This window comes from Kitasatospora sp. NPDC092039, from assembly GCF_044756065.1.
Lineage (GTDB): Bacteria > Actinomycetota > Actinomycetes > Streptomycetales > Streptomycetaceae > Kitasatospora.
Genome location: NZ_JBIVSD010000003.1, coordinates 224,832 through 249,560 on the forward strand (window position 1 = coordinate 224,832; position 24,729 = coordinate 249,560).

22 protein-coding genes and 2 tRNA genes are annotated in these 24,729 nt (G+C 74.0%); 14 read left to right on the plus strand and 10 right to left on the minus strand.

Annotated elements, in window-relative coordinates:
- Nucleotides 1–433: 433 nt before the first annotated feature.
- From ACIQI7_RS07300 to pyrE, 4 genes are all read left to right on the plus strand, one after another.
- Nucleotides 434–964: a DUF2617 family protein gene (locus ACIQI7_RS07300; protein WP_387752117.1), complete on the plus strand. Its 531-nt coding sequence runs from the start codon at nt 434–436 to the stop codon at nt 962–964.
- A gap of 154 nt (nt 965–1,118) precedes the next feature.
- The gene (locus ACIQI7_RS07305; RefSeq protein WP_401105999.1) at nt 1,119–2,765 is read left to right on the plus strand and encodes a polyamine aminopropyltransferase; all 1,647 of its coding nucleotides are present in this window, start codon (nt 1,119–1,121) and stop codon (nt 2,763–2,765) included.
- A 126-nt stretch (nt 2,766–2,891) separates the two neighbouring features.
- Complete coding sequence (locus ACIQI7_RS07310; protein WP_401106001.1) at nt 2,892–3,896, plus strand: CoxG family protein; 1,005 nt, start codon at nt 2,892–2,894, stop codon at nt 3,894–3,896.
- 44 nt (nt 3,897–3,940) lie between these two features.
- Nucleotides 3,941–4,477 (plus strand): orotate phosphoribosyltransferase, encoded by a 537-nt coding sequence (gene pyrE / locus ACIQI7_RS07315; protein ID WP_387752109.1) that lies wholly within the window; start codon nt 3,941–3,943, stop codon nt 4,475–4,477.
- Nucleotides 4,478–4,564: 87 nt separating this feature from the next.
- Here the strand turns inward: pyrE and ACIQI7_RS07320 are convergent, their stop codons facing one another.
- Complete coding sequence (locus ACIQI7_RS07320) at nt 4,565–5,284, minus strand: DedA family protein (protein ID WP_401106003.1); 720 nt, start codon at nt 5,282–5,284, stop codon at nt 4,565–4,567.
- A gap of 361 nt (nt 5,285–5,645) precedes the next feature.
- Between ACIQI7_RS07320 and fbaA the strand changes: the two genes are divergently transcribed.
- Nucleotides 5,646–6,668 carry a class II fructose-bisphosphate aldolase gene (fbaA, locus tag ACIQI7_RS07325; RefSeq protein WP_387752104.1) on the plus strand — a complete coding sequence of 341 codons (1,023 nt, stop codon included), beginning with the start codon at nt 5,646–5,648 and terminating at the stop codon, nt 6,666–6,668.
- 127 nt (nt 6,669–6,795) lie between these two features.
- Here the strand turns inward: fbaA and ACIQI7_RS07330 are convergent, their stop codons facing one another.
- Nucleotides 6,796–7,215: a DUF3151 domain-containing protein gene (locus ACIQI7_RS07330; RefSeq protein WP_350749668.1), complete on the minus strand. Its 420-nt coding sequence runs from the start codon at nt 7,213–7,215 to the stop codon at nt 6,796–6,798.
- Nucleotides 7,216–7,436: 221 nt separating this feature from the next.
- On the opposite strand from ACIQI7_RS07330, the gene ACIQI7_RS07335 reads away from it, so the two are divergent.
- A complete protein-coding gene (locus tag ACIQI7_RS07335) occupies nt 7,437–8,288 on the plus strand; it encodes a DUF3152 domain-containing protein (protein WP_401106006.1) in 852 nt (283 codons plus the stop codon).
- Nucleotides 8,289–8,352: 64 nt separating this feature from the next.
- Nucleotides 8,353–9,063, plus strand: coding sequence for a hypothetical protein (locus ACIQI7_RS07340; protein WP_401106008.1), 711 nt, complete (start codon nt 8,353–8,355; stop codon nt 9,061–9,063).
- A gap of 7 nt (nt 9,064–9,070) precedes the next feature.
- Here the strand turns inward: ACIQI7_RS07340 and ACIQI7_RS07345 are convergent, their stop codons facing one another.
- The 4 genes from ACIQI7_RS07345 to purS all read right to left on the minus strand — a co-directional run bounded on the left by ACIQI7_RS07345 (nt 9,071) and on the right by purS (nt 13,139).
- Entirely contained in the window at nt 9,071–9,886 is an 816-nt protein-coding gene (locus ACIQI7_RS07345) for a sterol carrier family protein (RefSeq protein WP_401106010.1), read from the minus strand.
- Between the two features lie 69 nt (nt 9,887–9,955).
- The gene (gene purL, locus ACIQI7_RS07350) at nt 9,956–12,211 is read right to left on the minus strand and encodes a phosphoribosylformylglycinamidine synthase subunit PurL (RefSeq protein WP_387752092.1); all 2,256 of its coding nucleotides are present in this window, start codon (nt 12,209–12,211) and stop codon (nt 9,956–9,958) included.
- Nucleotides 12,211–12,888: a phosphoribosylformylglycinamidine synthase subunit PurQ gene (gene purQ / locus ACIQI7_RS07355; RefSeq protein ID WP_387752090.1), complete on the minus strand. Its 678-nt coding sequence runs from the start codon at nt 12,886–12,888 to the stop codon at nt 12,211–12,213. The genes purL and purQ overlap by 1 nt, the downstream gene beginning before the upstream one ends.
- Nucleotides 12,885–13,139, minus strand: coding sequence for a phosphoribosylformylglycinamidine synthase subunit PurS (purS, locus tag ACIQI7_RS07360; protein WP_049654013.1), 255 nt, complete (start codon nt 13,137–13,139; stop codon nt 12,885–12,887). The genes purQ and purS overlap by 4 nt, the downstream gene beginning before the upstream one ends.
- A 464-nt stretch (nt 13,140–13,603) precedes the next feature.
- Between purS and ACIQI7_RS07365 the strand changes: the two genes are divergently transcribed.
- The 7 genes from ACIQI7_RS07365 to ACIQI7_RS07395 all read left to right on the plus strand — a co-directional run bounded on the left by ACIQI7_RS07365 (nt 13,604) and on the right by ACIQI7_RS07395 (nt 18,249).
- The gene (locus ACIQI7_RS07365; RefSeq protein ID WP_030056585.1) at nt 13,604–13,921 is read left to right on the plus strand and encodes an Lsr2 family protein; all 318 of its coding nucleotides are present in this window, start codon (nt 13,604–13,606) and stop codon (nt 13,919–13,921) included.
- Between the two features lie 142 nt (nt 13,922–14,063).
- Nucleotides 14,064–14,136 (plus strand) — tRNA-Gly (locus ACIQI7_RS07370).
- Between the two features lie 39 nt (nt 14,137–14,175).
- Nucleotides 14,176–14,248 (plus strand) — tRNA-Gly (locus ACIQI7_RS07375).
- 183 nt (nt 14,249–14,431) lie between these two features.
- Nucleotides 14,432–15,439 carry an ABC transporter ATP-binding protein gene (locus tag ACIQI7_RS07380; RefSeq protein ID WP_401106012.1) on the plus strand — a complete coding sequence of 336 codons (1,008 nt, stop codon included), beginning with the start codon at nt 14,432–14,434 and terminating at the stop codon, nt 15,437–15,439.
- Nucleotides 15,436–16,269, plus strand: coding sequence for an ABC transporter permease (locus ACIQI7_RS07385; RefSeq protein WP_401106014.1), 834 nt, complete (start codon nt 15,436–15,438; stop codon nt 16,267–16,269). The genes ACIQI7_RS07380 and ACIQI7_RS07385 overlap by 4 nt, the downstream gene beginning before the upstream one ends.
- Before the next feature lie 112 nt (nt 16,270–16,381).
- Nucleotides 16,382–17,608 carry a sensor histidine kinase gene (locus tag ACIQI7_RS07390; protein ID WP_401106016.1) on the plus strand — a complete coding sequence of 409 codons (1,227 nt, stop codon included), beginning with the start codon at nt 16,382–16,384 and terminating at the stop codon, nt 17,606–17,608.
- A 17-nt stretch (nt 17,609–17,625) separates the two neighbouring features.
- Nucleotides 17,626–18,249, plus strand: coding sequence for a response regulator (locus ACIQI7_RS07395; protein ID WP_387752080.1), 624 nt, complete (start codon nt 17,626–17,628; stop codon nt 18,247–18,249).
- A gap of 78 nt (nt 18,250–18,327) precedes the next feature.
- Here the strand turns inward: ACIQI7_RS07395 and ACIQI7_RS07400 are convergent, their stop codons facing one another.
- From ACIQI7_RS07400 to purD, 4 genes are all read right to left on the minus strand, one after another.
- Nucleotides 18,328–19,227 carry a phosphoribosylaminoimidazolesuccinocarboxamide synthase gene (locus tag ACIQI7_RS07400; protein WP_401106018.1) on the minus strand — a complete coding sequence of 300 codons (900 nt, stop codon included), beginning with the start codon at nt 19,225–19,227 and terminating at the stop codon, nt 18,328–18,330.
- A gap of 107 nt (nt 19,228–19,334) precedes the next feature.
- On the minus strand, nt 19,335–20,876 hold the full coding sequence (locus tag ACIQI7_RS07405; RefSeq protein WP_401106020.1) for a N,N-dimethylformamidase beta subunit family domain-containing protein: 1,542 nt from the start codon (nt 20,874–20,876) through the stop codon (nt 19,335–19,337).
- 228 nt (nt 20,877–21,104) lie between these two features.
- Complete coding sequence (locus ACIQI7_RS07410) at nt 21,105–22,697, minus strand: hypothetical protein (RefSeq protein WP_401106022.1); 1,593 nt, start codon at nt 22,695–22,697, stop codon at nt 21,105–21,107.
- Between the two features lie 701 nt (nt 22,698–23,398).
- Nucleotides 23,399–24,646, minus strand: a complete 1,248-nt coding sequence (purD, locus tag ACIQI7_RS07415; RefSeq protein WP_401106024.1) for a phosphoribosylamine--glycine ligase — start codon at nt 24,644–24,646, stop codon at nt 23,399–23,401.
- Between the last annotated feature and the right edge of the window lie 83 nt (nt 24,647–24,729).

Here is a 24,729-nt window from a genome sequence, read left to right on the forward strand (position 1 = left end):
AGCACCAACTCGCTTGATCTGCTTGCCCTTTTGGTGCCACGGTGGCAGTCCGCCCGCCGCGCCGGCACTTCCCCGCCGCCCTCCGCGCCCCGCGTTCGGAGGGCGGCGGTGCGTGATGCACCCGAACAGCACACACCCGGCGCGCACGGCGCACGATCCGGTGGCAGGGGCGCGCGCTGTGCAGACTCGCACATGGGCTCGATCAGACCCGGGAAGCAGGTGTGCTCGAAACGGTGAATGCTTGACAAAGTTGGGTAAATCACCGGCGGACCCGGCGTATTCGTGCTTCTCTGCTGCTGAATCTCCAGCCGGAATCCTTCCTTCCACGGTCGGCCGCGCCCAGGGCCGGACAGCCACGAACAGCCTCGCCATCGCCTAGGCCTACTCGCTGCTGCCCGACGGGCGCGCACGGAGCTGAAACGCGGAGCCGAGCATGCTCACCACACTGCAGACCTCCTACACGGACACCCGCGCCGGTGACCTCGCCTGGTGCCTCGGCGGCGACCCGCTGCCCGCTCTCGCCGTCCGCGACCTGAGACTCGACGGAGCCGGCCGCCCGGGCACCTCCGGCGCCCTCCAACTGCGCCTGCTGGGCGCCTCCCACCAGGTGGTGATCGACGCGGGCCCGGGCCAGTGCCTGGAGACCGTCGCCTGCCTGCCCGGCCGCCGCACCCCGCTGCCGGCCCGGGTGGCCAAGCAGGTCGGCGGCTGGGAGTACGAGTTCGCCGCCCGGATCGAGGCGCTGCCCCCGCACGACTTCGCGGCCCGCGCCCAGGAGCTGCTGGCCCTGGTCGAGGGGCACCCCCGGGGCCTGGCCGGGGTCTTCCCGGGCGACCCGAGCGCCTTCACGGCGCTGGTCACCCAGGGCGGCGCGGACCGGCTTCTCTGGCGCACCTGGCACGCCTACCCCCAGGAGGGGCAGCTGGTGTGCACCCGCTCCTCGCTGGTGGTGTCCGGGGCATGACCGCCCGAAGCCCGGAGCGGTGCACCGATCCGGCCGCAGGCCGCCCACCACAGGCCTACGAATCGTACGCAGGAACGGTTCGTCAATCCGACGTCGCCCACTGTCCGTCGGATGGGCGCAGCCATCCGTCCCGCACGTCCCCTAGCGTTTGTTCGTGATCAACCATCCGGCCGGTCCGCACGCGCGCCCGCGAGTGGACCTCGACGACGGCACCCCGCTCCGGCCCGGGCGAGGCCCCGCCCCACTCCCGCCCACCCGCCGTCGGTCCCGGCTGCGCTCCAGCCCCCGGCTCGCCCGCCTGACCGTCCTGCTGGCCGCGTTCGTCTGCGCGGCCTGCGGACTCGTCTACGAGCTCGAACTCGTGGCGCTCGGCGACTACCTGCTCGGGGACACCGTCACCCAGACCTCCGTCGTGCTCTCCGTCATGGTGTTCGCGATGGGCCTCGGCTCGCTGCTCGCCAAACGGTTCACCAGCCGGCCCGCCACCGCCTTCGCCCTGGTCGAGTGCGCACTCGCGCTCACCGGCGGCCTCTCCGTCCTCGCGCTCTACTCCTGCTGGGCCTGGATCGGCCGCTACCAGGCCGCCATGGTCGGCCTCACCTGCCTGATCGGCATCCTGATCGGCGCCGAGATCCCGCTGCTGATGACCCTCATCCAACGGATCCGGCGCGACGACGCCGGACGGGCCGTCGCCGACCTGTTCGCCGCCGACTACGTCGGCGCGCTGATCGGCGGCCTCGCCTTCCCGTTCCTGATCCTGCCCTCCCTCGGACCGGGCGACGGCGCCCTGCTCACCGGCGCCGTCAACGCCGTCGCCGGAGCGGCCGTGGTGCTCTGGCTGTTCCGCGAGGAACCCGCCCCCCGGATACGACGGCTGCTCTGGGGCGGCTGCCTGCTCGTCCTCGCCCTGCTCGCGGCGGCCGCGGCCGGCTCCGACGCCGTCGAACGCGCCGCCCGGCACGCCCTGTACGGCGACCAGGTCCGCTACGCGACCCGCGGCCGCTCCCAGGAGATCGTGCTCACCGGCCCCGCCGAGGGCCCGCTCCGGCTCTACCTCGACGGCCGGCTCGCGGTCTGCGGGCCCGACGAGTACCGGGGCAACGAGGGCTTGGTCCACCCCGCCATGGCGGCCGGCCCGGACGCCCGGGTGCTGCTGCTCGGCGGCGGCGACGGCCTCGCCCTGCGGGAGGTGCTGCGGCACCGGGGCGTGCGCACCGTCCGGCTGGTCGACGCCGACCCGGCCCTCCCCCGGCTCGCCCGCACCGACCCCGGGCTCGCCGCCCTCGGCGGCCACTCGCTGGACGACCCCCGGGTCCGCACCTCGGCGGCCGACCCGATGGCCTGGCTGCGCGGCGCGGACGCCTCCGGCGGGGACGGCCCGTACGACGTGGTGCTCGCCGACCTCCCGGCACCGGCCGACGGCGGGCCGGTCAAGTTCCACTCCCAGGAGTTCTACGGCCTCGCCGGCCGGCTGCTCTCCCCCGGCGGCCGACTCGCCGTCCGCGCCGGGAGCGACCTGGACGGGCTCTGGCGGATCGAGTCCGGCCTGCGGACGGCGGGCCTGCGGACCGTCCCGTACGCCGTCCCGGGCGGCGCCACCGCCGACTGCCGCCCCGGGCCGCCGGACAGGGCCGAGAACTTCCTCCTCGCCGCCGCCACCCCGCCCCCGCTCACCCTCGCCCCCGACGCCCCACCGCCCCGCGCCCTCACCCCCGAGACCCTCCACGCCGCCGCCGCCCGCCTCACCGCCCTCCGCCCCGCCCACCCCCCGGCCGCCCTCACGCTCCTCGGCCCCCGCTGACGCCGCAGGGGCGGCGGCAGGGCCGGCCCGGCGGTGGTGCGACGGCCGGGGGAACAAGCGGGGACCCGGAAAATCTGGTGGTGGTGGGTAGGGACCGTGCGGGGCCCAGTCGGTAGGCTCCGTTGCATGGAGCATGAGGTTGTCGTCCCGATGTCCGCCGAGCTGGTGCGGCAGGCCTTGCAGGATCCGGCGCTGTTGGCCCGGAGCGTGCCGGGCCTGAGCACCGAGCCGGCCGCGGTCGGGGCCGGTGCGGCCGAGGAGATCAGCGGCCGGCTCAAGCTGCGGGTCGGCGGCTCCACGATCACGTACAAGGGCGTGCTGTCGCTGATCGAGGGCCGGGAGGGCGTGCTGACCGTGCTCGCCGAGGGCGAGGAGGCCCGGGGCAGCGGCGAGGTGACCGCGACCGTCCGGGTCAGCGTCGCGGACGGCGCCGAGGACGGCACCGCGGCGATCCGCTTCACCGGCGACCTCAGCGCCACCGGCCGGCTGACCGAGTTCGACGCGGAGACCCTCGACGCCACCGGCCGCCGCCTGCTGGACAGATTCGCCGCCGCGCTGGTGGCCCCGGAGGGCGAGCAGCCGCAGGACCAGGACCAGGAGGACGCCGAAGCGGCCGGGTCCGCCGTCGACGGGGCCGAGGCCGGGGTGGTGTTCATCGAGGAGCGCCAGGACCAGCCCGGCGACGACCTGGACGACGACCTCTCCGACCTGATCGCGTTCTCCGACGCCGACGCCGAGCGCTTCGGTCTGCCGACCGGCTCCGCCGACGACGACGAGGACGACGTCGACGGCGAGGGGGTCTCCGCCGAGCAGGACGGCGTCGCCGAGGAACTCCCCGCCGAGCCGCTCTTCGCGTACGAGGAGGAGCCGGCGCTCGGCGGCCCGGTGCGCCGCAGCATCGTCGGCCGGTCCGCCGAGGAGGTGGACCACGCACCGCCGCGCGGCCCGTACGCCCCGGCGCTGCCCGCCCGCAGCGCGCGGGCCCGGGCGGCGTCCCGCTGGGGCGGCGAGGCCGGCGGGATCGTGGTGCCGGGCACCGGCGGCCGCAACGCGGTGCCGTGGGTGATCGGCGGCTCGGTGGCCCTGCTGGGCGGTGCCGTGGTGCTGGTCAGGGCGCTGCGCCGACGCTGAGCCCGGGGCGCCGCGGCGGTGCGCAGGGCCTAGACTGAACGCTCATGAGCAACGACCGCGACGCCCTGCTGGCACAGATCAAGGACAAGGCCGTCGTGCACGGCAAGGTCACCCTCTCCTCCGGCAAGGAGGCCGACTACTACGTCGACCTGCGCCGGATCACGCTGGACGGCGTGGCCGCCCCTCTGGTCGGTCGGGTGATGCTGGACGCGACCTCGCACCTGGAGTACGACGCCGTCGGCGGTCTGACCCTGGGCGCCGACCCGGTGGCCGCCTCGATGCTGCACGCCGCCGCCGCGCGCGGACGGCAGCTGGACGCCTTCGTGGTCCGCAAGACCGGCAAGGCGCACGGCCTCCAGCGCCGGATCGAGGGTCCCGAGGTCAAGGGCCGCCGGGTGCTGGCCGTCGAGGACACCTCCACCACCGGCGGCTCGGTGCTGACCGCCGTGGAGGCGCTGCGCGAGGCGGGCGCCGAGGTGGTCGGCGTCGCGGTGATCGTGGAGCGCGGCGGCGCGGCCGCCGTGGAGGCCCAGGGCCTGGAGTACGTGACCGCGTACACCCTGGACGACCTGGGCCTCTGACCGGGCCCGGCACGACGAACGACCGAGGGCCGGTGCTGTTTCACGTGAAACAGCACCGGCCCTCGCCGTGTCCGGGGCGCCGGGCGCTCAGCCGCGCCGGTGCCGGCCGCCGCCGGCCTGGACCTGGTTGTCGTCGGCGGCCTCGACGCCGCCGGCCCGCTTCTTCCTCCGCTCGCGGACGACCTCGACCAGGATCGGCGAGATCGACAGCAGGACGATCAGCAGCACCGCCGGGATCAGGTACTTGTCGATCACCGGGGCGAGCGCGTCACCGAAGAAGTAGCCGATCAGCAGCATGGACTCGGTCCACAGCACGCCGCCGACCACGTTCCAGAGGAAGAACGTCCGGGCGGGCATCTCCAGGGTGCCGGCGACCGGGTTCAGGAAGGTGCGGACGATCGGCATGAAGCGGGCCAGCACCACCGCCTTGCCGGAGCCGAACTTGTTGAAGTACTCCTCCGCCTTCACCACGTACTCGCGGCGGAAGATCTTCGATTCGGGCTTGTCGAACATCTTCGGTCCGACCTTGGCGCCGATCAGGTGCCCCAGCTGGGCACCGGCGATCGCCGCGATCGGGCAGCCGACCAGCAGGACGGCGATCGGCAGCTTGGCCCCGTCGCCGAGCACCGAGGAGGCGGCGTTCGAGGCGGCGACGCCCGCGAGGATCAGCAGCGAGTCACCCGGGAAGAAGAAGCCGACCAGCAGGCCGGTCTCCGCGAAGATGATCGCGATCAGCCCGATGGCGCCGAGGGACGAGATCAGGGATTTGGCGTCGAGCAGGTTGACGGCCAGCTGGTTGTAGTCCACGGGCGCAGGATAGCGGGCGCACCTTGCCGACGGAGCGGGCGTCCCGTGCCTGCGGCACCCGGCCGGGACCGCTCCCGGCCCCCGCCGGGGCCGCCCGGGAACCGCCGTGCGCCCGTGCCGTGCGCCGTTCCGCATGGCGGGCTCCTGCTGACCTGCGGGCACGAGTCTGGGAAGATGGCACCGGCGTCCGGTCCGCGACGGCACACCACCCTCATGGCCGTACCGCGGAGGTCGCCTCGAACGTGCCGGAGAGCCACACCGCAACGCCGCGCGTCGGCGGGCCGGCACGGAGTCGTCACGAAGGCGTACACAGCGTCGGACAGCACCGTCCGTACGCCGCAACCCGACAGGAGCGGATCGCATGCCCATCGCAACTCCCGAGGTCTACAACGAGATGCTGGACCGGGCCAAGGCGGGCAAGTTCGCCTACCCGGCCATCAACGTCACGTCGTCGCAGACCCTGCACGCCGCGCTGCGTGGTTTCGCCGAGGCCGAGAGCGACGGCATCATCCAGATCTCGACCGGTGGCGCGGAGTTCCTGGGCGGCCAGCACAACAAGGACATGGTGACCGGCGCCGTCGCGCTCGCCGAGTTCGCCCACATCGTCGCCGCCAAGTACGACGTCACCGTCGCGCTGCACACCGACCACTGCCCGAAGGACAAGCTGGACGGCTACGTCCGCCCGCTGCTGGCGATCTCCGCCGAGCGCGTGGCCAACGGCCGGGACCCGCTGTTCCAGTCGCACATGTGGGACGGCTCGGCCGAGACCCTCGCCGACAACCTGGCCATCGCCCAGGAGCTGCTGGCCCAGGCCGCCGCCGCCCGGATCATCCTCGAGGTCGAGATCACCCCGACCGGTGGCGAGGAGGACGGCGTCACCCACGAGATCAACGACGAGCTGTACACCACCGTCAACGACGCCGTGCGCACCGCCGAGGCGCTGGGCCTGGGCGAGCAGGGCCGCTACCTGCTGGCCGCCTCCTTCGGCAACGTGCACGGCGTGTACAAGCCGGGCAACGTCGTGCTGAAGCCGGAGCTGCTGCGCGAGCTCCAGGACGCGATCGGCAAGCAGTACGGCAAGACCGACCCGTTCGACTTCGTCTTCCACGGCGGCTCGGGCTCGACCGCCGAGGAGATCGCCACCGCGCTGGAGAACGGCGTCGTGAAGATGAACCTGGACACCGACACCCAGTACGCCTTCACCCGCCCGGTGGCCGGCCACATGTTCGCCAACTACGACGGCGTGCTGAAGGTCGACGGCGAGGTCGGCAAGAAGAACACCTACGACCCGCGCACCTGGGGCAAGCTGGCCGAGGCCGGCATGGCCGCCCGCGTGGTCGAGGCCGCCGAGCAGCTGCGTTCGGCGGGCAAGCGCCTGAAGTGAGGCCCGTGCCCGGCGCAGGGCACACGCCCGGCACAGGGCCGCGCCCGGCGTAGGGCCCGCGCCCCGAGCGCGGAACACGGGTGCCCCCGGCGGAGACCGCCGGGGGCACCCGTACGTCGGGGGGTGTCTACTGCTTGAGCTCCGCGTACGCCTCCGCGCTGCTGTCCTTCAGGAACTGCCAGCAGCGGGTCTCCTCCTCGGTCTCCTTGATCGCGCCGGCCGCCCGGGCGAGCGCCGCCAGGCAGCGCAGGAAGCCGCGGTTGCCGCGGTGCTCCCACGGCACCGGGCCGTGCCCCTTCCATCCGCTCCGCCGCAGCGCGTCCAGGCCACGGTGGTAGCCGGTACGGGCGTAGGCGTACGACTCGACGTACCGGCCGGCCGCGTAGGCGTCGTCGGCGAGCATCGCCCACGCCAGGCAGAAGGCCGGGAACTCGGCCGCCACCTGGGTCGGGGAGGCCGACTCCTCCGCCAGCATCCGGTAGGGCCGCTCCTCCTCCGGGAGGAGGGTCGGTTCGGGACCGTCGAGAAGGTTCCTGTGAATCGCCATGCCCTGAAGTCTGCCACCCGAGACGCAGGGGTCAACCGCCGTCCCGCGCGGTTCACCGCCACCGGCGCACCGGAGCCGCGTCCGGGGTGTGTGGACATTCACCCGTTCGTCGTGCCAGTGTGAAGATCATGTCCGCAGCCCGATCCGTCGGCAGGCGCACCGCACCGCCCCGGAAGGGCGGTCGCCGACGCCGCCGACCGCGGCGCGGATCCGGTCCTGGCATGCTCACGGCACTAACGCTCTCCGTCCTGGTGCTGGGCGCCACCGCGATCGCGCTGACCCACCCGGGCGGGACGCCGGCCGCCGCCCCGACCACCCAGGCGAGGGTCGCCCCGCCGGCCGAGCAGGCCGCCACGGCGGCGCCGGCGCCCGAGCAGGCCCCGCCCCCGGCCACCGCCCCCGCACCGGTACCGGCCGGCGCCCCGTCACCCGCACAGCCCCCGACGCCGGCCGCACCGCCGACCGCGCCGCCGGCCGCACCGCCCGGCCCCGCCGGGCCGGACCCCGGGCCCACCAAGGGCGCGGGCACCTTCACCGTCGCCCCCGCCACCGCCAAGCCGGTCGGGCGCGGCAACGTGCGCCGCTACCGGGTCGAGGTCGAGGACGGCATCGGCATCGACGCCCCGACCGCCGCCGCGCAGGTCCACGGCATCCTCGGCGACCGGCGCGGCTGGACCAACGACCGCAGGAACGGCTTCCACCTGGTCGCCGACGGCCCGTACGACTTCACCGTGAAGATCGCCTCACCGGCCACCGTGGACCGGATCTGCGGCGCCTCCGGCCTGGACACCCACGGCGAGGTCAACTGCAACGTCGGCAACCAGGTGCTCGTCAACTCCAAGCGCTGGAACACCGGTTCGCCCCAGTTCAGCGGACCGCTGGACGAGTACCGGGCGCTGATCGTCAACCACGAGGTGGGCCACCGGATCGGCCACGGGCACGAGGGCTGCCCGGGCGAGGGCAAGCCCGCGCCCGCGATGATGCAGCAGATCTACGGCCTCAACGGCTGCGCGCCCAACGCCTGGCCGTACTCGGCGGAGGGCGCCTACCTCAGCGGGCCGGCCGTCCCGTAAGCCGGGCGGCGAAGCCGGCCGCAGGGCTGGCCAACCCGGCCGGGACAGACCATAGTCTGCGGTCATGACCACCGTCCGACGCCGCACCCTCACCGCCCTGTTCGCCTCCGCCGGGGTCCTGCTCGGCACGGCCGCCTGCACGTCCTCGTCCGGGAGCCTGCCCGGTTCGGGCACCCTCTCGTACGACCGCGTCCGCTCGACCGCCGAGCAGCTCCGGCAGAACCAGGGCGGCCAGGACGTCTGCCCCTTCGGCCTGGACCTCGGCAAGGCGCTCACCGCGGCCGGGATCCCCGGCACGGCCACCCCCGACACCGCGGACGGGCGCGCCGTGGACGGCGACACGGGCTCCGGCGCGCCACCGCAGCCGTGGCCGTCCGGTTTCACCCACCCGCCGGAGATGCCGTCGGTCCCGGCCCGGCCCCCGCACGCCTCGGTCAGCTGCGCCTGGCGGGTGGACGGGACGCCGGTGAGGGCCGAGCTGGTGGCGACCACCCAGCGCGGGGTCGCCGTCAACCTGATGCTGCCGGCCATCCAGCGAGCCGCCGGTGCCGGGGTCGACCAGCTCCAGCAGATCGCCACCGACCAGCCGGCGGCCGGTCAGACCGAGCTGGTCCCGGGCACGGGCGGGGCCGCCCTCGCCCGGGTGGCGATCAAGGGCGACGGCGACCTCATACTGCTGGTCTCCCAGGACCGCACCGGCGCCGAGCTGGACCGCGCCCTCGCCGGGGAGCCGCTGCGCAGGGCCGCCGAGGCCCTGGCCGGCCAGCTGCGGTAGCCGGGGGCTACCGGAGCACCGGCAGGTACTCCCTCAGGTCGCTGCGCTCGCCCGAGGCGGACACCTCGCCCGCCTCCACCGCCGCCGCCCAGTCGGCCCGGCCGGTGGCCAGCCGGATCCAGGTCAGCGGGTCGGTCTCCACCACGTTGGGCGGGGTGCCGCGGGTGTGCTTCGGCCCCGGCACCGCCTGGACCACCGCGTACGGCGGGATCCGCAGCTCGACCGCGCCGCCGGGCACCTGTCCGGCGAGGGCGTCGGCCAGCATCCGGGTGACGGCGGCGACGGCCTCGCGGTCGTGCGGGAAGGCGTCCAGGCCGAGCGCGTCGGCCAGGTCGTCGGCGTGCACCACGGTCTCGACCAGCCGGGACACCAGGTAGTCGGTCAGGTGGAGCGGATGGCCGCTCAGGAAGGTGACCCGCCGGTCCGGCTCCAGCGCGGCCGCCCGGCCGAGCACGGCCCGCACGGTGTCGAGCGCCTCGTCGAACGCGGCGGCCACCTCCTTGGGCGGGCCGGCGAAGCCGATCGCCGTGTGCTCCGTGGTCGCGGCGTCGACGAACTCGGCCATCGACGCGGCCAGCGCCGCGTAGTCGGCCAGCGGGAGCGGCGGGCCGCCCACCTCCGCGGCGTCCAGCACGGCCCGCATCTGGCTCAGCGCCAGGCTCACATGGGTCACCAGCTCCCGCACCCGCCAGGAGCCGAGGCGGGTCGGCCGTTCCAGGTCGGACTCGGTCAGCTGGTGCACGACGTCGCGCACCGCCTCGCACTGCGCCACCAGCGCGGCACTCGTCTTCTGCGGCTGATACGTACGGGACTTGGCAGGCATGGGCGTCAACATACGCCTAGGGGCGGGTGGTTCACCAGAGAACCACCCGCCCCGGAGGGAACCGTGACGTCAGGCCAGCAGGGCCTCGATGACGCCGGTGTGGGCGTCCTTCAGCTCGGCCAGCGAGACGCTGAACTGGCCCTGGACGTCCAGGCTTTCACCGTCCACGACACCGATCCGGGTGGCCGGCAGGCCGCGCGCGGTGCACATGTCGTTGAACCGGAGCTCCTCGCTGCGCGGCACCGCCACGACGGCGCGGCCGGCCGACTCCGAGAACAGCAGGACGAACGGGTCCTGGCCCTCGGGCACGATGATCCGCGCACCGTGGCCGCCCTTGAGGCAGCTCTCCACCAGCGCCTGGCCGAGACCGCCGTCGGACAGGTCGTGCGCGGCGTCGATCATGCCGTCGCGCGAGGCGGCGATCAGGATCTCGCCGAGCAGCCGCTCGCGCTCCAGGTCCACCTTGGGCGGCAGGCCGCCGAGGTGGTCGTGGACGGCCTGCGACCAGGCCGAGCCGCCGAGCTCGTCCGCCGTGTCGCCGAGCAGGTAGAGCAGCTGCCCCTCCTCGGCGAAGGCCAGCGGGGTGCGCCGGGTGACGTCGTCGATGACACCGAGCACCGCGACCACCGGGGTCGGGTGGATGGCGACGTCGCCGGTCTGGTTGTACAGCGAGACGTTGCCGCCGGTGACCGGGGTGCCGAGCACCAGGCAGGCGTCGGCCAGGCCGCGGGTGGCCTCGGCGAACTGCCACATCACGTCCGGGTCCTCGGGGGAGCCGAAGTTGAGGCAGTCGGAGACGGCGAGCGGCTTGGCACCGCCGGCCGCGACGTTGCGGTACGCCTCGGCCAGGGCCAGCTGGGCACCGGTGTACGGGTCCAGCTTGGCGAAGCGGCCGTTGCCGTCGGTGGCGACCGAGACGCCGAGGTTGGTCTCCTCGTCGATCCGGATCATGCCCGAGTCCTCGCCGACCGAGAGCACGGTGTTGCCGAGCACGTAGCGGTCGTACTGGTCGGTGATCCAGGACTTGGAGGCCTGGTTCGGGTGGCTCGCGACCTTCAGCAGGTCGGCCTTGAGGCCCTCGCCGGTGGTCGGACGGGCCAGCCGCTCGGCGGTCGGGGCGTCGGCCTGCAGCGCGTCCTGCCAGCTCGGGCGGGCGTACGGGCGCTGGTAGGTCGGGCCCTCGTGGGCGACGGTGCGCGGCGGGACGTCCACCACGAGCTCGCCGTGCCAGAAGATCTCCAGGCGCTCGCCGTCGGTCACCTCACCGATGACGTTGGCGATGACGTCCCACTTCTCGCAGATCTCCAGGAAGCGGTCGACCTTGTCGGGCTCCACGATCGCGCACATGCGCTCCTGCGACTCGCTCATGAGGATCTCCTCCGGCGAGAGCGTGTGGTCGCGCAGGTGCACGGTGTCGAGCTCGATCCGCATGCCGCCGGAGCCGGCCGAGGCCAGCTCGCTGGTGGCGCAGGACAGGCCGGCGCCGCCGAGGTCCTGGATGCCCTTGACGAGCTTCTCCCGGAAGATCTCCAGGGTGCACTCGATCAGGAGCTTCTCCTGGAACGGGTCGCCGACCTGGACGGCCGGGCGCTTGGCCGGCTTGGTGTCGTCGAAGGTCTCGGAGGCGAGCACCGAGACGCCGCCGATGCCGTCGCCACCGGTGCGGGCGCCGTACAGGATGACCTTGTTGCCGGCGCCGGAGGCCTGCGCGAGGTGGATGTCCTCGTGCTTCATGACGCCCACGCACAGCGCGTTGACCAGCGGGTTGCCCTGGTAGCAGGAGTCGAAGACGACCTCGCCGCCGATGTTCGGCAGGCCCAGGCAGTTGCCGTAGCCGCCGATGCCCGAGACGATCCCGGGCAGCACGCGCCGGGTGTCCGGGTGGTCGGCCGCACCGAAGCGCAGCGGGTCCATCACGGCGACCGGGCGGGCGCCCATCGCCAGGATGTCGCGCACGATGCCGCCGATGCCGGTGGCCGCGCCCTGGTAGGGCTCGATGTACGACGGGTGGTTGTGCGACTCGACCTTGAAGGTGACCGCGTAGCCCTGGCCGACGTCGACGACGCCGGCGTTCTCGCCGATGCCGACGAGCATCGCGTCCGAGTCGGGCTTCTTCTCACCGAACTGCTTCAGGTGGACCTTGCTGCTCTTGTACGAACAGTGCTCCGACCACATGACCGAGTACATCGCGAGTTCGGCGCCGGTCGGGCGGCGGCCGAGGATCTCCCGGATGCGCGCGTACTCGTCCTCCTTGAGGCCGAGTTCGGCCCAGGGCTGGGCGGCGTCCGGGGTCTGCTCGGCGTTCTTGACGGTGTCGAGGCTCATCAGGCGTTCACCAGCTGCTTCAGGACGGAAGTGAAGAAGCCCAGGCCCTCGGTGGTCGGACCGGTGAGCGGCTCCACGGCGTGCTCCGGGTGCGGCATCAGGCCGACGACATTGCCGGCGGCGTTGGTGATGCCGGCGATGTCGCGGTACGAACCGTTCGGGTTGACGTCCAGGTAACGGGCGACCACCCGGCCCTCCGCCTCCAGTTCGTCCAGCACCCGCTCCTCGGCGACGAAGCGGCCCTCGCCGTTCTTCAGCGGCACGACGATTTCCTGGCCCGCCGAGTAATCCCGGGTCCAGGCGGTGCCGGCGTTCTCGATGCGCAGCTTCTGGTCGCGGCAGATGAAGTGCAGCGAGTCGTTCCGGGTGAGCGCACCGGGCAGCAGGTGCGATTCGCAGAGCACCTGGAAGCCGTTGCAGATACCGAGGACCGGCATTCCGAGCTTCGCCTGCTCGATGACGGTCTCCATCACCGGCGAGAAGCGGGAGATCGCACCGCAGCGCAGATAGTCGCCGTAACTGAATCCGCCCGGCAGGACGACGGCGTCGACCTGGTGGAGATCCTTGTCACGGTGCCAGAGGGCGACCGGCTCGGCGCCGGCGAGGCGGACCGCCCGCTGGGCGTCGCGGTCGTCGAGCGAGCCGGGGAAAGTGACGACGCCGACGCGGGTGGTCACTTGCCCTCCTCCTCGACGCGGACGGTGAAGTCCTCGATCACGGTGTTGGCGAGAAAGGTCTCGGCGGCTTCGCGGATACGGGCGAGCGCCGCGTCGTCGACCGGGCCCTCCACATCCAGCTCGAAACGCTTGCCCTGGCGGACGTCGGCGATCCCGGTGAATCCGAGACGGGGCAGTGCACGCTGCACCGCCTGTCCCTGGGGGTCGAGGATCTCCGGCTTGAGCATGACGTCGACTACGACGCGTGCCACTGGCACTCCCGGTGGTGTCTTCGGTGAGGCGGGGGAACTCCAGACTACCGGTGGTTTCGGGCAGGATTGCTGGCCGGGGATAGCGACGCGCGTAGACCCGAGACCCTTACGCCGCAAGGGATCCGGGCGGGTCGCCACCGGACCGGGCCGGCCGGTTTCCCCGGATTCGGCACTCGGAACGGCGCCGCCCGGAGAACACCCGAATACGGCACTTGGGGACAGATCCGCCCGTCCCGCACCCCGGTATCCAGGAGTCCCGCGAAGAGACGTGAATATCCGGAAAAGAATGCCGGACTCTTCGATTTCGGCCCCCTTCGGGTGCAGAATAGGGCCACCTGTCGCGGCAAGTGCTGCGTATCAGGCGAGCCGTCCGGCCCGCCCGTACGCGCTTGCGCGAGTTGGTGCACATCAGGCCCCGGTACCCCCTCGGACCGGGGCCGAATTGCCCGAGAGGATTGACACCCATGGCTCAGCGTGTAGTTGTCACGCTCTCCGACGACCTGGACGGCGGCGCCGCCGCGGAAACCGTCCACTTCGGCGTCGACGGGAAGTCGTACGAGATCGACCTGTCCGTGGACAACGCGGAAAAGCTGCGGGAGGCCCTCGCTCCGTTCGTCGCCGCCGGCCGCCGCCAGAGCCGCACCGGAAAGTCGTTCCGCCGCACCGCCCTCACCCCCGACCCGGCCGCCGTCCGCGCCTGGGCCCTGTCCCGCGGGATGGAGCTGCCGGCCCGCGGCCGCATCCCCAAGCACGTGTACGAGGCGTTCGCCGAGGCGAACTGAGCCCTGCGGGAGTCCGCTCCCGGTCGCCCCGCCCGCCCGGACCGAAAGGGTGGGGCGACCACCCCGAACGATGCTGTAGAGTATTCCTCGTCGCCGCAACGGAGAGATCCGAAGAGGCGGCGGGTGCCCCACCAGGCACCATGCGGACGTGGCTCAGTTGGTAGAGCATCACCTTGCCAAGGTGAGGGTCGCGAGTTCGAATCTCGTCGTCCGCTCGCAGTGCGCGAGCACAGCACAACTCAATAGTTTGACCTGCGGACGTGGCTCAGTTGGTAGAGCATCACCTTGCCAAGGTGAGGGTCGCGAGTTCGAATCTCGTCGTCCGCTCAGATACGAAGGGCCCCCTCGAACGAGGGGGCCCTTCGGCATTCCCTCCCGGCGCCCGCGAACCCCGCCCCGGCTGCCGCGATATCGCCCATGACGTTTGTCATCGCCGACCCGTGGATCCCCACCGCGAGGTCATGACGGCGCGCACTGCCCCCGCGGCCCGGCCGACGGGAGGCTTGGGGCATGGAAACGAGCCGGCCCTCCCGCCCCAGCGAAGACGTGATCGAGGTCACCGACCTGCACCGCCACTACGGCGGCGGCACCTCCGGGTACCACGCCGTGCGCGGCGTCGACCTGACCGTCCGCCGCGGCGAGCTGTTCGCGCTGCTCGGCACCAACGGGGCCGGCAAGACCTCCACCATGGAGGTCATCGAGGGCCTGGCCGCCCCCACCGGCGGCACCGTCCGGGTGCTCGGCCGGGACCCCTTCGGGGAGCGCGCCGCCGTCCGCCCGAGGATCGGCATCATGCTCCAGGAGGGCGGCTTCCCCGGCGAGCTCACCGCCGCCGAGACCGGCCGCGTCTGGGCCGGGATGACCAGCGGCGCCCGCCCGGTGGCGGAGGCACTGGAGCTGGTCGGCCTCGGCCACCGCGCCAAGGTCCGGGTCAAGCAGCTGTCCGGCGGCGAGAAGCGCCGACTGGACCTCGCGATGGCCCTGCTCGGCCGCCCCGAGGTGCTCTTCCTGGACGAGCCCAGCACCGGCCTGGACCCGGAGGCGCGCGCCGCCGTCTGGCAGCTGGTCCGCGAACTGCGCGCCCAGGGCACCACGGTGCTGCTCACCACGCACTACCTGGAGGAGGCCGAGGAGCTGGCCGACCGGCTGGCCATCATGCACAGCGGCCAGGTCGTCACCACCGGCACCGTCGCCGAGGTGATCGCCGACCGGCCCTCCCGGATCACCTTCGAGCTGCCCGCGTTCACCGGGGCCGCGCTGCCCGTGCTGGCCGGGGCCGAGATCGGCGTCGACGGCCGCCGGGTCACCGTCCAGACCCTCGGGCTCCAGGACACCCTCACCGACCTGCTCGGCTGGGCCCGGCACCACGGGATCGCGCTCGGCGCCCTGGACGCCCGCAGCGCCTCGCTGGAGGAGGCCTTCCTCGCGATCGCCTCCGAGGCCGCCCACCAGAACCCCCCGCAGGCGCCCGCCGCCACCCGCCCCGCCCGCCGCCGCCTGATCGGATCCGCCCGATGACCACCACCGCCGTCCCCGCCGTCACCGCCGGTCCGCGGAGCACCGCCGTCCGCCGGCTGCTCGCCCTCGGCCGGGCCGAGGCCACCCTGCTGCTGCGCAACCGCACGGCCCTGTTCACCGCCCTGGTGCTGCCGCTGGTGCTGGTCTTCACCCTGCGGGGCACGCTGTCGGCGCAGGCCGAGTCCCACCCCGGGCTGGACGTCGACTCGCTGCTGGTCTACGGCTCGGTCGGGATGATCCTGGCCTTCGTCGTGTACTACAACCTGACCGCCGCGTACGTCGGGCGGCGCGGCGAGCTGGTCCTCAAGCGGCTGCGCACCGGCGAGGCTCGGGACGTCGAGATCCTGCTCGGCACCGCCCTCCCCTCGCTCGCCCTCGGCCTGCTGATGGCCGCTCTGATCGGGATCGGCGGCAGCCTCGGCCTGCACCTGGCCGTGCCGGTCAACCCGCTGCTGATGCTGGTCGGCCTGCTGCTGGCGCTGGCCACGATGATCGCCCTGGCCGCGCTGTCCAGCGCCTTCACCAGGACCGTGGAGAGCGCGGGCATCACCACCCTGCCGGTCATGCTGGTCATGCAGCTCGGCTCCGGCCTGTTCGTCCCGCTGGAGGTCATGCCCTCCCAGGTGGCCGACGTCTGCCGGCTGCTGCCGACCACCCCCGCCTTCCAGCTGATCCGGATCGGCTGGTTCGGCACCGACGGCTCGGCCCCCGCGACGGACTTCATCGGCTCCTGGGGCGCGGCCGGCTCGCACCTGGTCACCGGGGCCGTCTGGTTGGGCCTGGCGGTCTGGGGAGCGGTGCGCTACTTCCGCTGGGAACCGCGCCGCTGACCCGAAGGACGTGCCCCCCGGAAGGCGCTCATCCGATGGATGAGCGCCTTCCGGGCCTCTGGTATGAAGACACCGGCAAGATCGTGATCGAACTGGGGCGGAAGAATTGGGAATGCGGTCACCGCTTCGCAGCTGGACGGGCCTGAGCAAACCCCAGCGCACCGAGCTGTACCTGCGCTGGTCGCTCTACCTGATGGCGCTGTTCGTCCTCCCGAGCGTCCTGATCGCCGCCGGGAGCGCCGCCGACCAGCCCGGGAACCTCCCCGCCGTCCGGATCTCCGTGCTGATCGGACTCGCCGTCACCCTGGTGCTGCTGCGGGCCTACCGGGCCGCCCTCGACCACTACCTGGGCCGCCCCGCCGACCACCGGATCTGGACCGCCCTCTCGGTCGGCCTCGCGGTGGCCGGCTCCTGGACCGTCCTGCTGTTCGGGCCCGCCCACGGCAGCGCGGAGAGCCCGGGGCCGCCCTTCACCCTGTACGTCGCCAGCAGCCTGCTGCTCTTCTCCCACGGCCAGGTCTGCGTGGCGCTGACCCCGCGCGGGGCCACCGCCGTCGGGCTGGGCATGCTGGCGTCCGTCGTCCCGGCCGCGACGCTGGCCGGGCTCGACACCGCGAGCACCGCCGGATACGTGACCGGTCTCACCATCGGCATGGCCTTCCTCGGCTCCAGCTGCCGCAGCTTCGCCTGGCTGACCTCGATCGTCTGGGAGCTGGACGCCGCCCGCGAGGCGCAGTCCCGGCTGGCCGTCGCCGAGGAGCGGCTGCGCTTCTCCCGCGACCTGCACGACGTGATGGGCCGCAACCTCACCACCATCGCGCTGAAGAGCGAACTCGCCGTGCAGCTCGCCCGCCGCGGCCGTACGGAGGCCGCCGACCAGATGGCCGAGGTGCAGAGGATCGCCCAGGAGTCGCAGCGCGAGGTCAGGGACGTCGTCCGCGGCTACCGCGCCGCCGACCTGCACGCCGAGGCGATCGGCGCCCGGGCGGTGCTGCGCTCGGCGGACGTCGCCTGCGAGATCGACCTCGGCGAGCACGCCGACGAACTGCCGGCCGCGGTCCAGTCGGTGTTCGGCTGGGTGATCCGCGAGGCCACCACCAACGTGCTGCGGCACAGCGAGGCCGACCGCTGCCTGATCCGGCTGCGGACCGAGGACGGACGGGCCGTGCTGGAACTGGAGAATGACGGGGTGCCCGAGATCCCGTTCCCCTCCCAGGGCAGCGGCACCGGGCTGCGCGGACTGCGCGAGCGGCTCGCCGCCCACGACGGCGAGCTGACCGTGGCCCCCACCGGGGCGGGCGTCTTCCGGATGCTCGCCACCGTCCCGCTCGCCGGCTGAGGAAGAAGGACCGCCCGATGACCGAGAACACCGCACCCGTCCGCGTCCTGCTCGCCGACGACGAGCACCTGATCCGGGGCGCGCTGGCCGCGCTGCTCTCGCTGGAGGACGACATCGAGGTGGTCGCCCAGGCCGGCTCCGGCACGGAGGCGCTGGCGATGGCGCAGGCGCACCGCCCGGACGTCGCGGTGCTGGACCTCCAGATGCCGGGCAGGGACGGCATCGAGGTGGCCGCCCAGCTGCGGCTGCAGCTGCCGGACTGCCGCTGCATGATCGTCACCGGGCACGGCCGCCCCGGCTACCTGAAGCGGGCGCTGGAGGTCGGGGTGCGCGGCTTCCTGCCGAAGACCGTCTCGGCGGCGGACCTGGCCGGCATCATCCGCACCGTGCGCTCCGGCGGCCGGTACGTGGACCCGGAGCTGGCGGCGGACGCGATCAGCGCCGGCGAGACCCCGCTGACGCCGCGCGAGACGGACGTCCTGGAGCTGGCCGCCGACGGCACCTCGATCGCCGAGATCGCCGAACGGGCCTCGCTCTCCCAGGGCACCGTGCGCAACTACCTGTCCGCGGCGGCCACCAAGCTGGGCGCGGAGAACCGCCACGCGGCGGTGCGGATCGCCCGCGAGCACGGCTGGATCTGAGGCCCGTCGCCGAACTCGCGTCCGCGTGGGCGGGTTCGACGACAGGCCCGGGCCGTGCCCGCGGGCGGTCGGGGCGGCTCAGGCCCAGGTGGTCCCGGTCAGCCGCTCGTAGACCTCGATGTACTTGGCCCGGGTCCGCTCGACGATCTCGGCCGGCAGCGCCGGCGGCGGCTGCTCGCTGTAGCGGTCCCAGCCGGAGGCCGGGGAGACCAGCCAGTCGCGGATCAGCTGCTTGTCGAAGGACGGCTGCGAGCGGCCCGGCTGCCACTGGTCGGCGGGCCAGTAGCGGGAGGAGTCCGGGGTGAGCACCTCGTCGCCGATCACCAGCTCGCCGTCCAGCAGGCCGAACTCGAACTTGGTGTCGGCCAGGATGATGCCGCGGTCGCGGGCGATGTCCCGGGCCCGGGCGTAGACGTTCAGCGTGGTCTGCCGCAGCTGGGCGGCCAGCTCGGCGCCGATCCGGCGGGCGGTCTCCTCGTAGGAGACGTTCTCGTCGTGCTCGCCGACCTCGGCCTTGAGGGCCGGGGTGTAGATCGGGGCGGGCAGCTCGGAGCTGTTCTCCAGGCCCTCGGGCAGCGCGATGCCGCAGACCGTACGGCTCTCCTGGTACTCGGCCAGGCCGGAGCCGGCCAGGTAGCCGCGGGCGACCGCCTCGACCGGGACCATCTCCAGGCTGCGGCAGACCAGCGTGCGGCCCTTCCAGTCGGCCGGGGCGCCGGCCGGGACCTCGGTGGAGATCACGTGGTTGGGCACGATGTCGGCGATCCGCTCGAACCACCACAGCGACAGCTGGGTGAGCACGCGGCCCTTGTCGGGGATCTCGTTCGGCAGCACCCAGTCGTGCGCGGACGTCCGGTCGCTGGCCACCATGACCAGCTCACCCGACCCGGTGCGGTAGAGGTCGCGCACCTTGCCGGTGTGCAGGTGGACCAGGCCGGGTACCTGGACCGGCTCGGGCTTGGTGACAAATCCGCTCAAGGTGTTCAGTCCTCAGGGGTCGTTCACGGGCGGGGGCACCGCGAAAGGGGAGGTCACTGCCCCCGCAGTCTTTCACGCCCGCCGGACGCCGCTCCTCCGGCCGTCGGTCACTCGTTCTTGCAGAGCCGGTCCAGCAGGTTCGCGGTCGCCCGCTGGATCCGCTCGTCGGTCAGGCCCGGGCGGCCCAGCGCGGGCGACCAGGCGAACGTCCCGGCCGCGAAGACGTACGCGCCGCTGGGCGCCCGGTACAGCGAGGTCTCCTGGTAGCGGGTGCGGCCGGCCGGGTCCTGGTAGGGCGAGTGCGCCAGCAGCACCCGCTCGACGTGCTCGGGCAGCGCCACCTTGGGGTAGTAGCGGTCCGCCTCGCCGGCGACCAGCCCGGGCAGCTCGTCGCCCTCCTGGAGGCCGGTGCCGTCCCAGAGCCAGTGCGCGGTGTGCCGGGCGACCAGCGGGACGGGCGTGGCGACCCGCCCCGAGTACTGCACCCCGAGCAGGTGCTGCTCGGGCTCCCCGGCGTCCCGCCACAGCGCGCTGGCCGCGCCGGGCGCCCCGGCGGCCGGGCTGCCCGGGCCTACCTTCTGCCGCTTGCGGCAGTTGAGCAGCCGGTTGGGCTCGCCGGAGGCGGCTGCGGTCAGCTCGACCCGCCAGTACATGGTGTTGGCGGAGAGGAACACCAGCGAGGTGCCGCCGTCCCGGGCCCGCTCGGCGGCCCGGCGCATCGGCTCGGACCAGTACTCGTCGTGGCCGGGGAAGACCAGCGCCCGGTGCCGGGAGGCGTCCACCAGGCCGGCGTGCAGGTCGGTGGCGGTGGCGTAGGAGAGGTCGTAGCCGTAGCGCTCGGCCCAGCGGATGAAGTCGTACGCGTGGCCGACGTGCAGCGGCAGTCCGGCGGTGGCGTGCGGGCGGTCGAAGGAGACGGTGACGGCCGCCTCCGGCTCGCCGACCAGGCCGCCCCGGCCGTCCCAGGCGTGGTAGAGGCTGGCGCCGGTGCGGCCGTCCTCCGGGAACAGGTTGTACGCCTGCCAGGTCACGTCCGGGAGCACCAGGAGCAGCTCGGCGGTGCGCCCCTGCTCCTCGAAGTCCCGGACGGTGAACGGGATGTGGCTGCGGTGCAGCATGTCGGCGGTGGTCAGCACGGCGACGTACGCGCCGGGCTTCCAGTGCGCCGGGATCTGCTGCCGCCAGGAGTGCCACCAGTGGTGGCAGGAGACCGTCCGGTCGACCACCAGCGGGGCGGGCTGGGCGAGGCCGGCGATCAGCGGGCTGGAGGTCATGTGGCGGGCGCCGTCGCCGCCGTAGTGGCCGATCCGGAAGATGTTCACGGTGAACTCGCGGGGCGGGTTGACGGTGACCCGGAAGTCCACCGAGCCGCCGGGGCGGACCACCCCGGCCGAGGCGAAGCCCTTGATCTGCTGGTCCACGTCGTTGGCGCCCTGCGGGGAGCCGACGGACGGCTTGCGGCGGACCCCGGCCGTCAGCGACTGCTGGCCGGGCGCGTCCACCGAGACGTACCAGGGCACGGCGCCCTCCGCCCCGGCCAGGTACTGGTCCGGGCTGCGCAGCCAGGGCAGCGGGCCCTGCCCGAAGGGGTCGGAGACGCTGTAGGCGTGCGTCCCCGACTCCCAGCGGCGGTTGAGTTCGGTCCCCACGCGCCCCTCCCAGGTGCACTTCCGCCCGGTTGGCACGTGCCCCCCGGATGTGCGTGCGGTCTAATACACCACAGAGTGCTGGCGCAACGTCACCCTCCGGTAGCAATTGGTGCAGGGAATCTCGCGCGCCTCCCGGGCAGGGCCTCCGGCCTGCGAAGACGCCCGGCAGTCGGCCGGTTTGGGGGCGCGCGGAGGGATGCCGAGCGCCCTTCCGGTACGCACGGGACGTCAGAGGCGGACGGGTTTCTCGAGGCGGACGTCGGCGGCGTCCAGCCAGGCGCGCAGCGGACCGTCCTGGCCCTGTTCGACGGCCTGGGCGACCGGGCCGGCCAGGTCGGTGCGGCGCACCCCGCCGAGCAGCAGCACCGGGCCGTCCAGCCAGTCCAGGCCGGGGGCGCCGCCCGCGGTGTCCACGGCGGCGCAGCAGACCATCGCGGTGACGTGGTCGACCAGCAGGTCGCGGCCGCCGCGGTCGGGTTCGAGCAGCGGGGCCGGGGCGGTGGTGCGGGCCAGCTGGGCGGCGAGCGCGGCGGCCAGCAGCTCGCCGTCGCCCTCGGCGAGCCGGCCGAGCAGCCGGGTGAGGGTCGGGGCGCCGGGACGGGACTGCGGGGCGAGCCGGTCCAGCGCGGTCTGCAGGGTGGTGGCGCCCGCCCGCCAGCCGGCGTCCACCACCTCGGCCGGGTAGTCGGCCCACTCCAGCTCGTGCCAGGCACCGGCCGCCGGGCGGCCGAAGAACAGTTCGGCGGCGAGCCGGGAGACCGCCCGGTCGACGGTGCCGGGCTCCTCCAGCAGGTCGCAGGCGGGGCGGTCGCCGAGCCGGCTGCCGTAGCCGTCGGCCAGCCGGTCGCGCCGGGACAGCTCGGTGAGCGCGGAGACCACGCCGGCGTTGAGGCGGGCCGGGTGCCGGCCGAGCCGCCAGGCGGGCAGCGCGACCCGGGTGAGCAGCCGGTCCCAGCCCGCGTAGGCCAGGCCGACCTGTTCCTGGGCGGCGATCCGCAGGCCGTAGTCGACCGCCCTGGCCTGCTCGGAGGCCCAGCCCGCGACCGAGCGCTCCAGCTCGGCGGAGTGGCCCCGGCAGGCGCCGAGCAGGCGGCGGACGATCCGGCGGACGATCCGGTCGGCGAGCGCGGCCGGACCGCGCCGGGGCGGCCGGGGCGGGGCGGCCAGGGTGCCGCCGCCCAGGCCGGGGGCCGCGCCGCCGCCGGAGTCCAGGCAGGCGTCCAGGCCGCGCAGGAAGCGCCGGGCGGCGGCGATCTCCGGGTCGGCGGAGGCGGCGGTGCCGGCCACCACCGGGGCGAGCAGGGCGCGCAGCTCCCCCGCCCGCATCCACCACAGGAAGGGCGAGCCGATCACCAGGACGGGGGCGGGTGCCCCGGCGTCCGGGCCCCGCCGGTGCGGCCGGGCCGGCCGCCCCGCCGACGGGACGTCCTCCAGCCAGCTGTCGCAGTCCGGGGTGAGGGCGACGGCGGAGGGCGCGGGCACGTCCAGCCGGTCCGCCAGCTCGTCGATCAGCCGGTACAGCTCGGGGGCCTCGGCGCGGTCCAGCGGGACGGCCGGGGTGCGCGGCGGGACGGCCCGGCGCACGGCCCGGGCGGTCAGCTCGGCCACCGCCAGAGTCAGCGCGGCGACCGCGCAGACCACCCAGCGGGCGGCGTCCCAGCCCGCCGCGTCGGCGGCCCCGGGCGCGCCGATCCGGCCGGTGAACCGGCCCGCGAGCAGGACCACCGCGACGGCGGCGGGCAGGGCGGCGGCGGCCCGGGCGAGGCCTCGGACCCGCAGGACCGCCTGGGCGTGAGCGCGCGCGATGTCGACTGCGGCCATACGGTGCGGCACCCCCTTCGGAGCCCTCGGGCGCCCGGCTTCGGGCCCTGAGCCGACTCGAAACGATCAGTTCCGACCGGGAAGCGGAGGCGTCCGATCCCCGGTAGTGCATGCTGCGTGGCGCTACTGACATTTTCGACGCCCCGGTCCGGGCGGGTGTTCCGGATCGCCCCGGTTTCCACTCGTCCCGGTGACCCCGCCCGGTCGTTCCGGTGACGCGGTCGTTCCGGTGACACCGCCCGGACCCCGGCGGCCGGTCCGGTGCGAAGCACCCGGACGACCACCCGGCCGGACGCCGTCCAGCATCCCCCCGTGGGAGCACCGCTACCCGGCGGCGACCCCGGCGCACGGACCCCGCGCACCGCGATCCAGCGCACCATAAGGCCGCACGGCCGGTTGCGTCAGCCGGATGCGGACGCTGTCACCCGATGGGCTGGAATCCGTCGGCCGAACGGGACGTCCGCCCCTGCGGCCGCTCCGCTCCCGAAACGCCCGGGACGCTGCGCCCATGGGGGTTGACCGGTGGGCTCGGGCGTTCGATTCCCGCTCGCCCCGCGAGGTCCGCCGTCCCCGCGCCGCGCCCGGGACCGCCCCGCCCCGTGCTCGTGGGCGCCACGCAAAGTCCCGTGGGCGCCACACGCGCCGCGGCCCCCGTGCGAGCGGTTCGCACGGGGGCCGCGGGCAGCGCGGACGCGGGCGCCTCAGGCGGTGGCCGCCTTCAGCGCGATGTCGGTGCGGTGCTGGCCGCCCTTGAGGGAGATCCGGTCCACCGCCGCGTACGCGCGCTCGCGCGCCTCGGCCAGGTCGCTACCGGTCGCGGTGACCGACAGGACGCGGCCGCCGGCGCTCAGCACCCGGCCGTCCTCGTCCGTCCTCGTCCCGGCGTGCAGCACGAACGCGGTGCCGTCCGCCTCGGCCTCGGCCAGGCCCTCGATCGGGTCGCCGGTGCGCGGGGCGGCCGGGTAGCCCTCGGAGGCGACGACCACGGTGACGGCCGCGCCCTCGTCCCAGCGCAGCGGCTCCAGCTGGTCCAGGGTGCCGTTGGCGGAGGCCAGCAGCACGCCCGCCAGCGGGGTGCGCAGCCGGGCCAGCACGACCTGGGTCTCCGGGTCGCCGAAGCGGGCGTTGAACTCGATCACCCGGGTGCCGCGCGAGGTGAGCGCCAGGCCCGCGTACAGCAGGCCGGAGAACTCGGTGCCCCGGCGGCGCAGCTCGTCGACGGTCGGCTGGAGGACGGTCTCCAGGACCTCCTCGACCAGCCCGGCGGGCGCCCACGGCAGCGGCGAGTAGGCACCCATGCCGCCGGTGTTGGGGCCCTCGTCGCCGTCCAGCGCGCGCTTGAAGTCCTGGGCGGGCTGGAGCGGGACGACGGTGGTTCCGTCGGTGATCGCGAACAGCGAGACCTCGGGGCCGTCCAGGTACTCCTCGATGACCACGCGCTCGCAGGCGGCGGCGTGCGCCAGCGCCTCCTCGCGGTCGGAGGTGACCACGACGCCCTTGCCGGCGGCCAGGCCGTCGTCCTTGACCACGTACGGGGCGCCGAAGGCGTCCAGCGCCTCGGCGGCCTCGGCGGCGGTGGTGCAGACGTAGGAGCGGGCGGTGGGGACGCCGGCCGCGGCCATCACGTCCTTGGCGAAGGCCTTCGAGCCCTCCAGCTGCGCGGCCGCCGCGGACGGGCCGAACACCGGGACGCCGACCGCGCGCACGGCGTCCGCGACGCCGGCGACCAGCGGGGCCTCCGGACCGACCACCACCAGGGCGGCGCCGAGCCGGCCGGCCAGTGCGGCGACCTGCGCACCGTCCAGCTGGTCGACCGGGTGGACCGTCGCGACCTGCGCGATCCCGGCGTTGCCCGGGGCGCAGTGCAGTTCGGTCACTGCGGGATCTTGGGACAGAGAGCGGCACAGGGCGTGTTCGCGGGCGCCGCCGCCGATGACGAGGACCTTCACGCCTGGCAGCGTAGTCGGTGGCCGGTTCCGGCCGCTCTCCGGTCCCGTCCGATCCTCCAGGCGGGCGGCTGGGCAGGGCGAGC

What these genes read in the sequence shown, in the direction of transcription:
- ACIQI7_RS07300 (WP_387752117.1), top strand. Translation starts at nt 434, where the DNA reads ATGCTCACCACACTGCAGACCTCCTACACGGACACCCGCGCCGGTGAC.
- ACIQI7_RS07310 (WP_401106001.1), top strand. Translation starts at nt 2,892, where the DNA reads ATGGAGCATGAGGTTGTCGTCCCGATGTCCGCCGAGCTGGTGCGGCAG.
- pyrE (WP_387752109.1), top strand. Translation starts at nt 3,941, where the DNA reads ATGAGCAACGACCGCGACGCCCTGCTGGCACAGATCAAGGACAAGGCC.
- fbaA (WP_387752104.1), top strand. Translation starts at nt 5,646, where the DNA reads ATGCCCATCGCAACTCCCGAGGTCTACAACGAGATGCTGGACCGGGCC.
- ACIQI7_RS07330 (WP_350749668.1), bottom strand. Translation starts at nt 7,215, where the DNA reads ATGGCGATTCACAGGAACCTTCTCGACGGTCCCGAACCGACCCTCCTC.
- ACIQI7_RS07335 (WP_401106006.1), top strand. Translation starts at nt 7,437, where the DNA reads ATGCTCACGGCACTAACGCTCTCCGTCCTGGTGCTGGGCGCCACCGCG.
- ACIQI7_RS07340 (WP_401106008.1), top strand. Translation starts at nt 8,353, where the DNA reads ATGACCACCGTCCGACGCCGCACCCTCACCGCCCTGTTCGCCTCCGCC.
- ACIQI7_RS07345 (WP_401106010.1), bottom strand. Translation starts at nt 9,886, where the DNA reads ATGCCTGCCAAGTCCCGTACGTATCAGCCGCAGAAGACGAGTGCCGCG.
- purL (WP_387752092.1), bottom strand. Translation starts at nt 12,211, where the DNA reads ATGAGCCTCGACACCGTCAAGAACGCCGAGCAGACCCCGGACGCCGCC.
- ACIQI7_RS07365 (WP_030056585.1), top strand. Translation starts at nt 13,604, where the DNA reads ATGGCTCAGCGTGTAGTTGTCACGCTCTCCGACGACCTGGACGGCGGC.
- ACIQI7_RS07380 (WP_401106012.1), top strand. Translation starts at nt 14,432, where the DNA reads ATGGAAACGAGCCGGCCCTCCCGCCCCAGCGAAGACGTGATCGAGGTC.
- ACIQI7_RS07385 (WP_401106014.1), top strand. Translation starts at nt 15,436, where the DNA reads ATGACCACCACCGCCGTCCCCGCCGTCACCGCCGGTCCGCGGAGCACC.
- ACIQI7_RS07390 (WP_401106016.1), top strand. Translation starts at nt 16,382, where the DNA reads ATGCGGTCACCGCTTCGCAGCTGGACGGGCCTGAGCAAACCCCAGCGC.
- ACIQI7_RS07395 (WP_387752080.1), top strand. Translation starts at nt 17,626, where the DNA reads ATGACCGAGAACACCGCACCCGTCCGCGTCCTGCTCGCCGACGACGAG.
- ACIQI7_RS07410 (WP_401106022.1), bottom strand. Translation starts at nt 22,697, where the DNA reads ATGGCCGCAGTCGACATCGCGCGCGCTCACGCCCAGGCGGTCCTGCGG.